Origin of the sequence: Acidovorax kalamii, from assembly GCF_002245625.1 — a bacterium.
Lineage (GTDB): Bacteria > Pseudomonadota > Gammaproteobacteria > Burkholderiales > Burkholderiaceae_C > Acidovorax > Acidovorax kalamii.
In genome coordinates this window covers 72,990-85,612 of the sequence record NZ_NOIG01000009.1, presented here as the reverse complement: position 1 = coordinate 85,612, position 12,623 = coordinate 72,990, and the positions used below count along the sequence as shown (strand labels likewise).

Sequence of the window (12,623 nt, the reverse complement as noted above, 5' to 3'; positions counted from 1 at the left end):
GGGCGATCAGCCCGCTGCGCGCCCCAGCGCCTGGTCGATGTCCCACAGGATGTCGTCCAGGTCTTCAATCCCCACCGACAGCCGCACCATGTCCGCGCTCACGCCCGCGCGGGCCAGCTCCTCTTCGTTCAGCTGGCGGTGCGTGGTCGATGCAGGGTGAATCACCAGCGTCTTCGCGTCGCCGATGTTGGCCAGGTGGCTTAAGAATTCGCAGGCGTCGATGAACTTCTCGCCCGCCGCTGCACCGCCCTTCACGCCAAACGTGAGGATGCCCGAGGCGCCCGGCGCGCCATCCACCGCGCGGAACTGCTTTTGTGCCAGGTTGTAGTACGGCGAATCCGCCAGACCCGGGTAGTTGACCCACGCCACCTGCGGGTGGCTTTGCAGAAACTTCGCCACGGCCAGTGCATTGCGGCAGTGCTCGCGCATGCGCAGGTGCAGGGTTTCGGCGCCCTGCAGCAGCTGCCACGCGTTCATGGGCGAGAGCACGCCGCCGAAGGTGCGGTTGACCTCCATGCGCGCCTTCATGGTGTAGCCGAAGTCGCCAAAGGTCTCGTAGAACTTCACGCCGTGGTAGGCGCGGCTGGGCTCCACCATCTCGGGGAATTTGCCGTTGTCCCACGGAAACTTGCCGCCCTCCACCACCACGCCGCCCATGGTCGTGCCATGCCCGCCGATGTACTTGGTGGCGCTGTGCACCACGATGTCAGCGCCTAGGTCCAGCGGGTTGCACAGATAAGGGCTGGCCACCGTGTTGTCGATGATGAGCGGCAAGCCATGCGCATGCGCCACCTCGGCCACGGCCGCGATGTCGAGCACGTTGACCAGCGGGTTGCCGATGGTCTCGCCATACACGGCGCGGGTGTTGGGGCGCATGGCGCGCGCAAAGTTTGCGGGGTCGGCCGGGTCCACGAATGTGGTCCCAATGCCCAGGCGAGAGAAGCCCACGCCCAGCTGCCCCACCGTACCACCGTAGAGCGTGCTGGCCGCCACGATGTGGTCGCCGGTCTTCAGGATGGCCAGCAGCGCCGCCATCTGCGCGGCCATGCCGCTGGCGCAGGCCAGGGCCGCGCGGCCGTTTTCGAGGCTCGCGATGCGCTCCTCGAACACCGCCACCGTAGGGTTGCTGATGCGGCTGTAGACGTTGCCAAAGGTCTGCAAGTTGAACAGGCTGCTGGCGTGCTTTGCGTTATCGAACACAAAGCTGGTCGTCTGGTGGATGGGCGTGGCGCGCGCGCCGGTCACCGGGTCGGGCTGGGCACCGGCGTGGATGGCGCGGGTGCCAAAGCCAAAGGCGCGGTCGGCGCCGGAGGGTGGGTTGGAAGACATGGTTTATGAATAAAAAAGGCCGTTTGCGCTCGATGGGTAAGCGGTTGCAGCTATCAATTTGCTAGTAAGGAAGCTGCCGCAAGCGCTTGGCGCTGATCACGCGCGTGTTCACGCCCATCCAGCCCAGGCCGCCAAACAGCCGCGCGTGTTCGATCTTCACGCAGCGGTTCTGGATCACCTGCAGCCCGGCGGCCTCGGCGCGCTGGCCTGCCGCTTCGTTGAACACGCCCAGTTGCAGCCACAGGCATTGGGCGCCGATGGCGATGGCCTCCTCGGCCAGTGGCGGGATGTCCTCGCTCTTGCGAAAGCAGTCCACCATGTCGATCTTCAGCCCCTGCGCTGCCAGCGCCGCCGCCGCCTCGGTCACGCTGGCGTAGGCCGTCTCGCCCAAAATCTGCCCGCCCTCGCGTGCCACCAGCGGGTTGACCGGCACGATGCGGTAGCCATGGGCCTGCATGTACTTGGCGGCAAAGTAGCTAGGGCGGTGCCACTGCGGCGAGAGGCCCACCACCGCAATGGTGCGGCACGCGGTGAGCAGATGGCGCAGAGTGCTGATGGTGTCGGGGGTGTGGAGCATGCAAACAGTGTACGCATGCCCCCGGGTTCACAGCGGAGGGTCAGGCCGGCGATTTGTACTTGATGCTGCACCCATACGGCGCCGTCGTCGCCGCCGAAATCGGCTTGCCCGCCAGTGCCTCGGCCAGCCCCACCTTCACATAGTTGGTGGCCTTTTCGATGTCGGCCGGGCGGGCCGAGGGGATGCTGTCGATGCCGCCTGCGTACACCAGCATGCCCTGTGGGTTGACGATGTACATGTGCGGTGTGGTGCGCGCGCCGTAGCTCTTGCCCACGGTGCCTTCCTCGTCCATCAGCACGGCGGTGGGGGCGGATTTGCGCTCCTGCTTCCAGGCCATGAGCTTGGCGGGCTCCAGGTAGTCGCTGCTGGCTTTTTCGGTGGAGTTGATGGACAGCCAGACCACGCCCTTACTCGTGGCGTCCTTTTGCGTGGCGGGCATGTTGCCGCTGTCGTAGTGTTTGCGCACAAAGGGGCAGCCGGGGTTGGTCCATTCCAGCACCACATGCTTGCCCTTGAAGTCCGACAGGCGCACGGTTTTGCCCGATGTGTCCTTGAGCGTGAAGTCGGGCGCGGGCTGGCCCACGGTGGCGGCGGCCTGGGCGCTCAGGGCGACGAGGGCAGCGGTGGCGATCAACGTACGGCGAAGCAGCTTCATGGCGGGGCCTCCTGAAGGGTTGGCGGGTGGTCGAAAGCAGGGCGGGCTACAGCTGGGCGATGGTGGCGCGCACCTCGTCCACGCTGAGCACTTCGGTCAGCACCACCGGCGGTTTGCCGGGGCGGTAGAACACGTACACGGGCACGCCGCTGCGGCCCAGTGATGCCAGGGCGGCCGTGATGGCGGGGTCGCGGCGCGTCCAGTCGGCGCGCAGCAGGGCGACGTTCTTGGCTTGCAGGTCGGCCAGCACGTCGGCGTCGGCCAGCGTGGTCTTCTTGTTGTACTGGCAGGTTACGCACCAGGCGGCGGTGAAGTCCACAAACACGGGGCGGCCCCCGGCCACGATCTGCTCGGCCGCGCCGGGTGCCCAGGGTTGCCAGCCAGTGGCCGAGGCCTGCGTGGAGGGCGTGGCGGCCTGCGCGGTGGGAATGTGGGTGATGTGCGGCGCAAAGGCCCAGACCAGCAAGGCCATGGCCGCGATGGACACCGTGGCCATCCACACCCGCGCGCGGCCTGCCAGCGACAGGGCCCACACCACCAGCGACAGGCCCACCAGCAGGATCAGCAGCGCCCCCGCGCCGTCGATGCCGCTTTGCTGGCCCAGCACCCACACCAGCCAGACCACGGTGGCCAGCATGGGGAAGGCCATCAGCTTGCGGAAGGTGTCCATCCACGCGCCGGGGCGGGGCAGGGCGCGCGCCACGGCGGGCACAAAACTGGCCACCAGATACGGCAGCGCCAGCCCCAGCCCCAGCGCCGCAAACACGGCCAGCGCCTGGGGCGCGGGCAGCGTGGCCGTGAGGCCCAGGGATGCGCCCATGAACGGCGCGGTGCAGGGTGATGCCACGGCCACGGCCAGCACGCCGGTGAGAAAGCTGTCGGCCACCGGGTGGCGCGCCTGCAGGCTGGCGACCGAGGACGGCAGGAAATGCCCGAACTCGAACACGCCCGCGAGGTTGAGCGCGATCAGCGTGAACAGCGCCGCCAGCGAGGCCACCACGGCGGGGGACTGCAGCTGAAAGCCCCAGCCCACCGCCTCGCCCGCCGCGCGCAGGCCCAGCATGAGCGCGCCCAGCAGCATGAACGACAGCACCACCCCCGCCGTGTAGGCGATGCCGCTGATGCGGTGCGCGCGCCGGTCTTGCGCATGCTGGGTGAAGCCCACCACCTTGATCGCCAGCACCGGGAACACGCAGGGCATGAGGTTGAGGATGAGCCCGCCGAGCAAGGCGCCCAGCAGCGCGGCGGTGAGGGTGAGGGCGGAGGCACCCGAGCCCGCAGCCGAGGTTGCCGCGCCGCCTGCTTGCGCCGCATTGGCCTTGAGCGCAGCCTCCAGTGCGGGCGATACCGCCGTCATTGACGCAACCGGCGGCCAGGTGCCCAGCACCTTCAACTCGGCGCGGTAGCCGGTGCGGGTGTCGGGGCCGTTGGCATGTGCGGGCGACTGCTCGGCCAGCACCACGGGCATCAGGCTGGGGCTGGCGCTGCGCTGGGTGGACAGGGGAATCTGCGCGGTCCACACGCTGCCGTTCCAGCTCTGCTTCCAGCTGGCCGCGTTGTCGATGACCTCGGCGGTCTCGGGGAACAGGTCCAGCGTCTTGCCACGCAGCGCCACGGGCAGGCCCTGCACGCTGACGTCCAAGGTGTTGCCCTCGGCGGCGAGCTGCGCCTGGCTGTCAGGCACGATGCCGTTGGTACCCGCCAGCACGGGCCCGGGGTGGGCCTTTGCGGCGGCGTCGAATGCAGCGCCGTTCAGCGCGGTGGTGCTCTGGATGGGCAACTGCAGCGTGAATTCGCCTTCTTCGGGAATGCACTCCTTGCGGCATACCAGCCAGGAGGCGCGCAATTTGATCGTCGCGTCCTTGGCCAGCGGGCCGGGGGCGTAGGTACTGGCCACCGTCACGGGCACGGGCAGCAGCACCGTGCCTTCGTAGCCGTAGTTGGCCAGCGTGCCGATAGGGATCTTCTTGGGCAGGGGCCAGGCGATTTCGCCCGCGTCCAGCCCGGCGGGCAAGGTCCAGGCCAGGTCGGTGGGCAGGCCCGAGTCGCCGGGGTTTTTCCAGTAGGTGTGCCACTCGGGCTGGTGGGTGATCTGCAGGCCCAGCCACAGCGGCTGGCCGGGCGCCACGCCCTGGGGCGCATGGGCCAGCAGCTCGGCCCGCACATAGGGCGTGGTGACCACGCTGGTGCCCTGGCCGGTGGTTTTTGGGCTAAATTGGGCGTTTGCGCCCGTCCATAAAGCGCTTGCAGCTATCAAAAACAGAGTAACTGCGAGGCGGTAAAGCGGGCGTGAAGGCATGGTGCAGTGTGGGAGCGGGCAGGGCGGGTTTGGTTCCAGCGCCCCTGTGCTCTGCCTGCGGGGCGATCGGACTGGCGGGAGGGGGATTCCCCGGAACCTTCCGCCAGCCAGCCGCCTATTGTGTCGCCAGGCTCAAATCCGCACGCGGGGTCCACTTTTCGGGCTGTTTGCCAGCCTTGGGGGCCGCTACAAACAACCGCTCTACTGGCAGCTTTTGCGCCACCAGATAGGCGCGGATCGCCTGGCCGCGCTGCGTGGCCAGCTCGGCGGCCATGGCCTCGGTGGCGGCCTGGTTGGCCAGCAGCAGGGCTTCCATCTCGGGCACGGTGAGCTCCTTGGCCAGGCCGACCAGGTTGCGCGGCTTGGGCATGTCGGCACGGCGGTACACCTCCTTGAGCAGGGCGGGGTATTCGGCGGCCGATACGGGGCTGGTGTCCGCCGGGTTGGCACGGCGTTTTTCGGCCAGCACCCGCTGCTGCAGGCTCTCGCGTTGCAGGCCTTCGCGCTCTTCCTGCAGGTTGGCCGTTCCGGTCACGGTGATCTTGAGCGCGGGGCGATCAGCCAGCGCCTTGGCCACCTTGTCCAGGTTCTGCTGCGCCTCGGGCGTGAGGGTGGCGCTGCCGGGGGCAAAGGGCACATGGCTCATCTCGTCGCCACCGCCAAAGGCGCTGGCCAGCAGGCTGAAGGGTGAGGTCAGCGCCTTGCCGATGAGGTTGACGATGATCTTGAAGATCACCGGGCCGATGCGGAACTGCGGGTCGTTGAGCGAGCCGCTGATGGGCAGGTCCAGGTCGATCACGCCCTGGCGGTCGGCCAGCAGGGCCACGGCCAGCTTCACGGGCAGGCTGTTGGGGGCGCCCTCCACAGGCTCGCCAAAGGTCAGCTGGTTGAGCACCAGCCGGTTGCTGGCGGTGAGCTGGCCGTTCGGCAGCACCTTGTAGTTCACATCCACGCTGAGCTTGCCGCGTTCGATGCCATGCCCGGCGTACTTGACGGCATAGGGCGTGAGCGGGGGCAGCTCCAGGTCGCGCACCTTGCCGGTGATATCGAGCGCCAGGGGCTGTGCCAGGGGGTTGAGCTTGCCGGTGATTTCGAGCGAGGCCGAGCCTTCGGCGCGACCGCGCAGTTCCAGGTCGGCCAGCACGGGATCGCCACCGGGCGCCTGCGACGAGAACGCGCTGAGCTTGCCGGTCAGCTCCGAGAGGTTGGCTGCGTAATTGGGCTTGATGAAAAAGTCCGAAAACGCCACCCGGCCATTGACCAGGCTCACAGGGCCGAACTGCACCACGGGGGCGAGCGGGTTGGCCTGGGCGATGGCGGCGGAGGCCGGGGCAGTGGCGGCTGGCGCTGCAGGCGCAGCGCTTGCCGCTGCCTGGGGGGATGCAGCGGCGGCGGCGCTGCTGGTATTGGCCGACGCACTGGCCGCATTGGCGGCGCGTGCTTCTTCAGGCGTTTTAGCGATGTCGCTCAGGTTGATGCGGCCCACCTCGTTCACGGTGACGCGCGCAAAAAAGTCCACCAGGCTGGTTTCCTTCACCTCCACGCGCGGCGCGGTGCCGGGGGCGGTGGCCACGGCCAGGCCGCGCAGGTTCAGGCTCTTCCAGGCCAGCAGTTCCTCGCCCACCTGCGCCTCGGTCTTGGGCGTGAAGGCGGCCGTGCTGTTGGCCTGCAGGTCTTCGACCACGGCATCGCCCGCCAGGCGCAGGCTGACGCCCTTGTCGGACTGCGCCAGTGCCACCTGGCCCCGGTAGCCCACGTTGGCGCGCAGCAGCTCCACCGACAGCTGGCTTGCCAGGTAGCCGTCCAGCGCGTGCAGTGGCAGGCGCGTGGCCTCCAGCTGGCCCTGGGCGGCCAGCGGTTGCAGGGCCAGCGTGCCCTGGTAGTCGATCTTGCCGGGCGTAGCTTTGTTGCCGCCCTTGCCCGGTGCAGCGGCGCGGGCGGTGAGCGTCAAGGCCTCGGGCTTGCTGCCGTCGCTGGCCAGGTTGCGGGCGGTGATGCCCAGGGCTGTCACGTCCAGCGCCACGGGGCGCGGCTGGGCGTTGTCGGCCAGCGAGACCGTGCCGCCCTGCACCGAGAAATCGGCCACGCGCAGCTTCCAGGGTGCGGCGTTGCTGGCGGGGGCTGCATCCGCTGTTGCCCCCGTTGCCGTTGTGCCGCCTTGCGCAGCGGGGGGCACCTTCAGCCAGCGTTCAAACATCCAGCGGCCATCCGCGCCGCGCTCCACCGCCAGTTGCGGCTGGCTGATGGCCAGGCGCTCCAGCGTGGCGCTGCGCGCGTCCAGGGGCACTTCGGCACCTGCAATCTCCAGCTTGCCCAGGCTGGCCAAGGTGGTCTTGCCCTGCTTGACGGCGAGCTGCTCCAGCGCCAGGGGGCCTGCCTTGAGGGTGACGCCCGTGGCGCCTGCCTGGGCGGCCGCTGCGGTGGGGGCTTGCCACAGCACGCCCACATCGCCACTGAGCTGGCCGGTCACCGTGGGCTCCAGCGTCTGGGCCAGGTAGGGCGCCGCCAGTTGCAGGGCCAGGGCGTTCAGGGTGGTGTTGACCTGGGCTTTCTGGTCCGTGGCTTCGCCGGTGAAGCTGAGCGTGCTGCCCTGCAGTTGGAGCCCGCCCTTGAAGGTGAACGGCTTGGCGTTGTCTTTGGCAAAGGGCAGGGCGATGTCGGCGGCCTCCAGTGCAAATTCGGTGGCCTGCAGGGCAGCAGCGGGGCGCGTGGTGGCGTCGGCCCAGCGCAGGGTGCCGCCGCGCACGGCGGCGGTGGCGACTTCGACCGCCCAGGCAGGGGCGGTTGCCTTGGCCTTGCCTGTGGAGGCGGAGGACGCAGGGGCGGAGGCTGTGCTGGCGCTGGCCAGTGGCGAAGATGCCGCGTCGGCAGATGCTGGCGCTGCAGGTGCGGTGGTCTTGCCCTTAGCGGGCGTTGAAGGCTGCGCAGGCGCCGCCAGTTGCGCCAAGTTGATCTGGCCTGCCGCATCGCGTGTTGCCGTGACCACCGGCGCTGTCAGCTCCACATGCTGCAGGCGCACGATCTGCTCCAGCGGGCGCACATCGGCCATATCGATCTTCAGGCGCTCGTAGCTCAGCAGGTCGGCGCCCTGGCGGTCGGCAATGTGCACCCCGCTGGCCTGCACGGTGCCGGTCAGCTTCACGGCCATGCGCGGGTGCTGCTCAAAGGCGACTTTCACATCTGCATCCAGCGTGGCGCCCAACACCTTGACAGGCAAATTGGCGGGCAGGTAGCCCAGGTAGGGCGCAAGGTTCAGGCCATCCAGCCGGATCTGCGCGTCGGTTTTGCCGGTCTGCGCGAACGGTGTGCCCTCGGCCGAGGAATCAAACCGGCTGCCGTCGAGCGTGAACGCCAGGTGGGGCTCGACCTTCACCTCGCGCTGCGAAGGCAGGGTGCTGATGAACGGCACTTTCAGCGCCAGCGCGCGCACCTCGTGGGTCTCGCTGACGGTGTTGTCGATGAAGTCGATGCTGCCGCCCGTGAGCGCCAGGTTGTACAGCGCCAGGCGTGCAGGGCCTTGGTCGGGCTCGGGTTCACTCTTGGGCGCGGTGACCTTGGCGATGATGTCGTCCACGTCGTAGCGGCCGTCGCCCAGGTGGGTGATGCGCAGCACGGGGTTGTCGATGGTGAAGGCGTCCACCACGGGCGCCAGGCGCAGCAGCGACTGCAGCTCGCCATCGGCGTAGATGCGACCAATGGTGAGCTGCGGGGGGGAGCCGTTGGCACTCGCCACGGCCACGTCGCGCAGGGCAAATTCCAGGCTCCAGGGCTGGAAGTCGATGCCGCCCACGGTCACGGTGCGGCCCAGTTGCTCGGACGCGATGCGCTCCAGCGGGCCCTTGAGCAGCGGCGGGAGAGCGAGCCAGGTGAGCAGCCACAAACCGATCAAGCCTGCCAGGGCGCGGGCAGCAGGACGGAACCAGCGGTGCTGGCGCAGGGAGGCGAAAGAGACGGAGCGCAGGGAGATCGGCATGGCGGCAGGCAAGGGGTGGGCGCTGCGGCCCCGGGAGGGCTGGCGAAAAACCAGAGGGGTCGCGCGCGAGCCGCTATTGTCCCCGTTGTGCGTCAGTCGAGGTAAGCCATTGCAACAGGTGGGGGACGGTGGTTCAAGATTGTTGACAGTGAGGTGCGGCGCTTTGCGCTGCGCTCACGGGGCGAAGCCGAGCACCACCCTGCGGGTGGTGGCGCTTTTTTTCTCGATCTTTGTGACGACGATACCGCCAATCTCCGACGTATTGGCCACATGCGTGCCACCACAGGGCTGCAGGTCGATCAGTGGCGCGTCGCCGTCACCGCCGATGCGGATGGTGCGGATGCGCCCGGTGCCGCGCGGGGGCTGCACGCTCATGCTTTTGACCAGCGCGGGGTTCGCGTCCAGTTCTTCGTCGCTGATCGAGGCCACGGTGAGCGGGTGCGCGGCGGCCACCAGGGTGGCGATGGCGGCGGTCAGTTGCTCCTTGTCCAGCGGGTCGGTCATGGCAAAGTCCAGCCGCGCGTAGTCGGGCGTGATGGAGCAGCCGTTGACCAGCTGAGGCACCACGTGGCACAGCAGGTGGCTGGTGGTGTGCAGGCGCATCATGCGGTGGCGGCGCTCCCAGTCGATGCAGGCCGTGACGGTGGTGCCGGGCGTGAGCTGCGCCACGCGGTCTTCTTGCCCGGGGGCTGGGATGTGCACGATATCGCTGGTGGGGTTGCCGTCGGCGTCCTTGCCCTTGCGGGTGTCGGCAATGGTGATCTGCGTGCCGTCAGCCAGCACCAGCACGCCGCTGTCGCCCGCCTGGCCGCCGCCCAGGGGGTAGAACACGGTCTGGTCCAGCACGATGCCGGCATCGGCGGTGGCAGTGATGTGGGCGCTGCATTCGCGCAGGTAGGCGTCTTGGCGGAAGAGGTCGTGGGTCATGCGGTGATGGTAGCGGGATGGACGGCAGCACGTGGGGCAGCGGCGGACGCTATGCTGGACTGCAGGGGGCCTGCCGCCCCATCCCGCACCACTCTGCCCACGGCTTGCCATGGATACGCCTTTGCCTTCATCTTCGTTGTTGCCATCTCCGGCACCGATCTCGCGCGCGGCGGTCTGGGCATCGCGCCTGTTCAACGTGTTGCTGCTGGGCCTGTGCGCGCTGCTGGTGGCACTGTCGTACTACAGCTTCACGCTGCATTGCGAGAGCTTCGGCTGCATCGGCGTGGGGCTGATGTGGATGCTGTGGGCCGTGTTTGCCACCGTGGGCTGGTTGGTGGCGCTGGTGGTGCGCGTGTGGCAGCGCCGCCGTGGCCTCGGGACCCGTGCCAGCGATCTGGCTTTCGCACTGATGTCGCTGATGGGCGCCGGGCATGTGTTTTATTGGCTGGTCAATACAGTCCTGCGTTAGGTGCCCCTGGGTGGTGCGGCCTGCTGCGACTACCATCACGCCATGACCGCTGCCATTGCGCCCCCACCCGCCTGCCCCACCTTGCCATCGCGCTTCTGGGCCGACCTCTCCACCCGCGACTTTGCCGCGCTGCAAGGCGCGGGCCAGGCCGAACAGGTGGTGGCCGTGCTGCCCGTGGCGGCCGTTGAGCAGCATGGCCCGCACCTGCCGTTGTCGGTGGATGCGACGCTGCTGCAGGGCGTGATCGACGCCGCGCTGCCGCAGCTGCCCGCCGATTTGCCTGTGTTGTTCCTGCCCCCGCAGAACGTGGGTCTGAGCCCGGAGCACATCCGTTTCCCCGGCACGCTCACGCTGTCGCCCGCCACGGTGATCGCGCTGTGGACCGAGATCGGCGAATCTGTGGCCCGTGCAGGCGTCAAGAAGCTGCTGCTGTTCAACGGCCACGGTGGCCAGGTGAGCGTGATGGACATCGTGGCGCGCGAGCTGCGCACGCGCTGCGACCTTATCGTCTACAGCGCCAGCTGGTTCAGCCTGCCGCTGCCCGACGCGGTGGCGGGGCAGTTCAGCGCGCAGGAGCACCGCTTTGGCATCCACGCGGGCGAGATCGAGACATCCATGATGCTGCACCTCGCGCCCGCCACGGTGCACATGGCGCATGCGCAGAACTTCCGCTCCGCCTCGCAGGACCGCGCCGAGCGCTACGCCATCCTGGGCAACGGCAAGACCGCCAAGCTGGGCTGGCAGATGCAGGACTACCACCCGGCTGGTGCCGTGGGCGATGCCGCCGCCGCCACGGCAGAGAAAGGTCAGGCGGTAGTGCAGGCCGCAGCGCAGCAACTGGTGGCGCTGCTGCACGAGTTGCAGGCGCTGCCGCTCAGCACCTTGCACGAGCATCCGCTGCGCTGAGCCGTTCGCGCTTGGCAGCGGTGCCGGTGGCCACCGTCCTGTCAGTGGCGGTCAGCTGCTGTCAGTCGTAGTAGAAGCTCCACCGGACCCGGCGGATTGTCCCGGTAGGGACGTGCACCAGAAACTGCACGCAATTTTCCTTCTCGCAGTACGACAGCCCCTGGACCCCGTCCGGCCCCGGGCCCTCCATCGTGGGGGCGCCCAACACCTGGCGCACCCTGGATGCGGCCGTGCCCACGCGCAAATCGTGGGGCACGGGCCACGACGCCTGGGTGATCTCCAGCCCCACCACCTGCCGGTTGCGCAGCGACATGGACAGGCCCGGGTACTCCACCGCCTGCAGGGTGATCTTGCCGCTGCCATCGGAGCGCTCCATTGTCTGGGGCCTGGATGCCTTGGCAACGCGCCCGGCCGGGCACTGCTGCGGGGCGGGGCGGGCGCCGACGCACCCTGCCAGCACTGCGTCCATGCCTTTCCAGAGGAGGTTCTGCCCAGCCTTGGACGGAGGCTCGTCCTGCGCGAGTGCGGGAATGGGCATCCAGAGGACTGCCAGCAGGGCGAGAACGGGTGGGGTGGTGAAGCGCATGGGGTGGCAGCGAGCGGCTAAAACACCCACCATAGCGCACGATGGTGTGATGCCACCGCCGCCACGGCATCGGCGGCCGCGCGTTCGGGCGGCGGCTGCACAGTGAATGACTGATTTGCTATAAAAAAATATAGCTATAAAGGCTTGTCCATAGTGCGGTAACGGCCAAAAAATCTCAAATTTTCAGGCGTGTGTCACCCAGTCCGCATGCTCCACCTCGTTCAGGTGCGGCAGCGTGTTGAAGGTCTGCAGCATCAGGCGCTTGGGCGAAATCGAGAACTCCGTCACCGCGCTGTTGCGAATGCGCATGTTCAGCGCAATCGTCACCTCGGGCGCGGTGCCCAGCACCTCGCCTACTGCCGTGGAGATGGGGCCGCCGCTGCTCACCAGCAACACGTTCTGGCCTGCGTGGTGGTGGCGCACATGGTCGAGCGCGCTGCGCACACCGGCGGAAAAATCGTTCCAGCTGGGCATGCCCTGGGGGCTGATGACACCGGCCATCCACTGCGCCAGCGCGTCGCACAGGATGCGGAAGTGCGCGCGGTAGCGCTCGGGTGTGTCGGCGGGGCCCAGCGGCTGGGGGTGGATGGCGGCAATCAGCGCGTGGCTGTCGTACTCGTTGAGGCCGGGCAGGCGCAGCGCCTCGGGGGCCGCGCCCAGGCCTTCCACGATGCCGTCCAACGTCTGCACATGGCGCTGCAGCGTGCCGGTGATCACGGCGTCAAAGCGCTGGCCGCGTTCGCGCCAGAACTGGCCCAGCCGCACCGCCTGCTGGTGGCCGACGGGGCTGAGCTGGTCGTAGTTTTCTGCGCCAAACGAGGCCTGGCCATGGCGCACGAGGTAGAGGGTTCCCATGCGCCGGATTGTGATCAACCCGGCGCAGCGCGCTTGTCGCTAGTGCG

At 68.3% G+C, this 12,623-nt stretch carries 10 protein-coding genes; 2 read left to right on the top strand and 8 right to left on the bottom strand.

The features are described from left to right. Nucleotides 1–6 precede the first annotated feature (6 nt). The 6 genes from CBY09_RS14385 to CBY09_RS14360 form a co-directional block, all read right to left on the bottom strand. Entirely contained in the window at nt 7–1,329 is a 1,323-nt protein-coding gene (locus CBY09_RS14385; protein WP_094290302.1) for an O-acetylhomoserine aminocarboxypropyltransferase/cysteine synthase family protein, read from the bottom strand. 61 nt (nt 1,330–1,390) lie between these two features. Further along, nucleotides 1,391–1,906 carry a CoA-binding protein gene (locus tag CBY09_RS14380; protein ID WP_094290301.1) on the bottom strand — a complete coding sequence of 172 codons (516 nt, stop codon included), beginning with the start codon at nt 1,904–1,906 and terminating at the stop codon, nt 1,391–1,393. Between the two features lie 40 nt (nt 1,907–1,946). After that, nucleotides 1,947–2,561, bottom strand: coding sequence for a thioredoxin family protein (locus CBY09_RS14375; protein WP_094290300.1), 615 nt, complete (start codon nt 2,559–2,561; stop codon nt 1,947–1,949). Nucleotides 2,562–2,607: 46 nt separating this feature from the next. Beyond that, nucleotides 2,608–4,860: a protein-disulfide reductase DsbD family protein gene (locus CBY09_RS14370; protein WP_165773917.1), complete on the bottom strand. Its 2,253-nt coding sequence runs from the start codon at nt 4,858–4,860 to the stop codon at nt 2,608–2,610. 115 nt (nt 4,861–4,975) lie between these two features. Further along, complete coding sequence (locus CBY09_RS14365; RefSeq protein WP_094290442.1) at nt 4,976–8,833, bottom strand: DUF748 domain-containing protein; 3,858 nt, start codon at nt 8,831–8,833, stop codon at nt 4,976–4,978. Between the two features lie 174 nt (nt 8,834–9,007). Then, nucleotides 9,008–9,760, bottom strand: a complete 753-nt coding sequence (locus CBY09_RS14360; protein ID WP_094290298.1) for an alanyl-tRNA editing protein — start codon at nt 9,758–9,760, stop codon at nt 9,008–9,010. A 109-nt stretch (nt 9,761–9,869) separates the two neighbouring features. Between CBY09_RS14360 and CBY09_RS14355 the strand changes: the two genes are divergently transcribed. Both CBY09_RS14355 and CBY09_RS14350 read left to right on the top strand, forming a co-directional pair. Beyond that, nucleotides 9,870–10,229: a hypothetical protein gene (locus CBY09_RS14355; RefSeq protein WP_094290297.1), complete on the top strand. Its 360-nt coding sequence runs from the start codon at nt 9,870–9,872 to the stop codon at nt 10,227–10,229. 42 nt (nt 10,230–10,271) lie between these two features. Continuing rightward, the gene (locus tag CBY09_RS14350; protein ID WP_094290441.1) at nt 10,272–11,135 is read left to right on the top strand and encodes a creatininase family protein; all 864 of its coding nucleotides are present in this window, start codon (nt 10,272–10,274) and stop codon (nt 11,133–11,135) included. A 61-nt stretch (nt 11,136–11,196) separates the two neighbouring features. Here the strand turns inward: CBY09_RS14350 and CBY09_RS23720 are convergent, their stop codons facing one another. Next, a complete protein-coding gene (locus tag CBY09_RS23720) occupies nt 11,197–11,511 on the bottom strand; it encodes a hypothetical protein (protein ID WP_133066293.1) in 315 nt (104 codons plus the stop codon). A 393-nt stretch (nt 11,512–11,904) separates the two neighbouring features. Next, on the bottom strand, nt 11,905–12,576 hold the full coding sequence (locus CBY09_RS14340; protein WP_094290295.1) for a histidine phosphatase family protein: 672 nt from the start codon (nt 12,574–12,576) through the stop codon (nt 11,905–11,907). Nucleotides 12,577–12,623: the final 47 nt, after the last annotated feature.

Excerpts from the sequence above, each read along its gene's own strand:
- CBY09_RS14385 (WP_094290302.1), bottom strand. The coding sequence starts at position 1,329 with ATGTCTTCCAACCCACCCTCCGGCGCCGACCGCGCCTTTGGCTTTGGC.
- CBY09_RS14380 (WP_094290301.1), bottom strand. The coding sequence starts at position 1,906 with ATGCTCCACACCCCCGACACCATCAGCACTCTGCGCCATCTGCTCACC.
- CBY09_RS14375 (WP_094290300.1), bottom strand. The coding sequence starts at position 2,561 with ATGAAGCTGCTTCGCCGTACGTTGATCGCCACCGCTGCCCTCGTCGCC.
- CBY09_RS14370 (WP_165773917.1), bottom strand. The coding sequence starts at position 4,860 with ATGCCTTCACGCCCGCTTTACCGCCTCGCAGTTACTCTGTTTTTGATA.
- CBY09_RS14365 (WP_094290442.1), bottom strand. The coding sequence starts at position 8,833 with ATGCCGATCTCCCTGCGCTCCGTCTCTTTCGCCTCCCTGCGCCAGCAC.
- CBY09_RS14360 (WP_094290298.1), bottom strand. The coding sequence starts at position 9,760 with ATGACCCACGACCTCTTCCGCCAAGACGCCTACCTGCGCGAATGCAGC.
- CBY09_RS14355 (WP_094290297.1), top strand. The coding sequence starts at position 9,870 with ATGGATACGCCTTTGCCTTCATCTTCGTTGTTGCCATCTCCGGCACCG.
- CBY09_RS14350 (WP_094290441.1), top strand. The coding sequence starts at position 10,272 with ATGACCGCTGCCATTGCGCCCCCACCCGCCTGCCCCACCTTGCCATCG.
- CBY09_RS23720 (WP_133066293.1), bottom strand. The coding sequence starts at position 11,511 with ATGGAGCGCTCCGATGGCAGCGGCAAGATCACCCTGCAGGCGGTGGAG.
- CBY09_RS14340 (WP_094290295.1), bottom strand. The coding sequence starts at position 12,576 with ATGGGAACCCTCTACCTCGTGCGCCATGGCCAGGCCTCGTTTGGCGCA.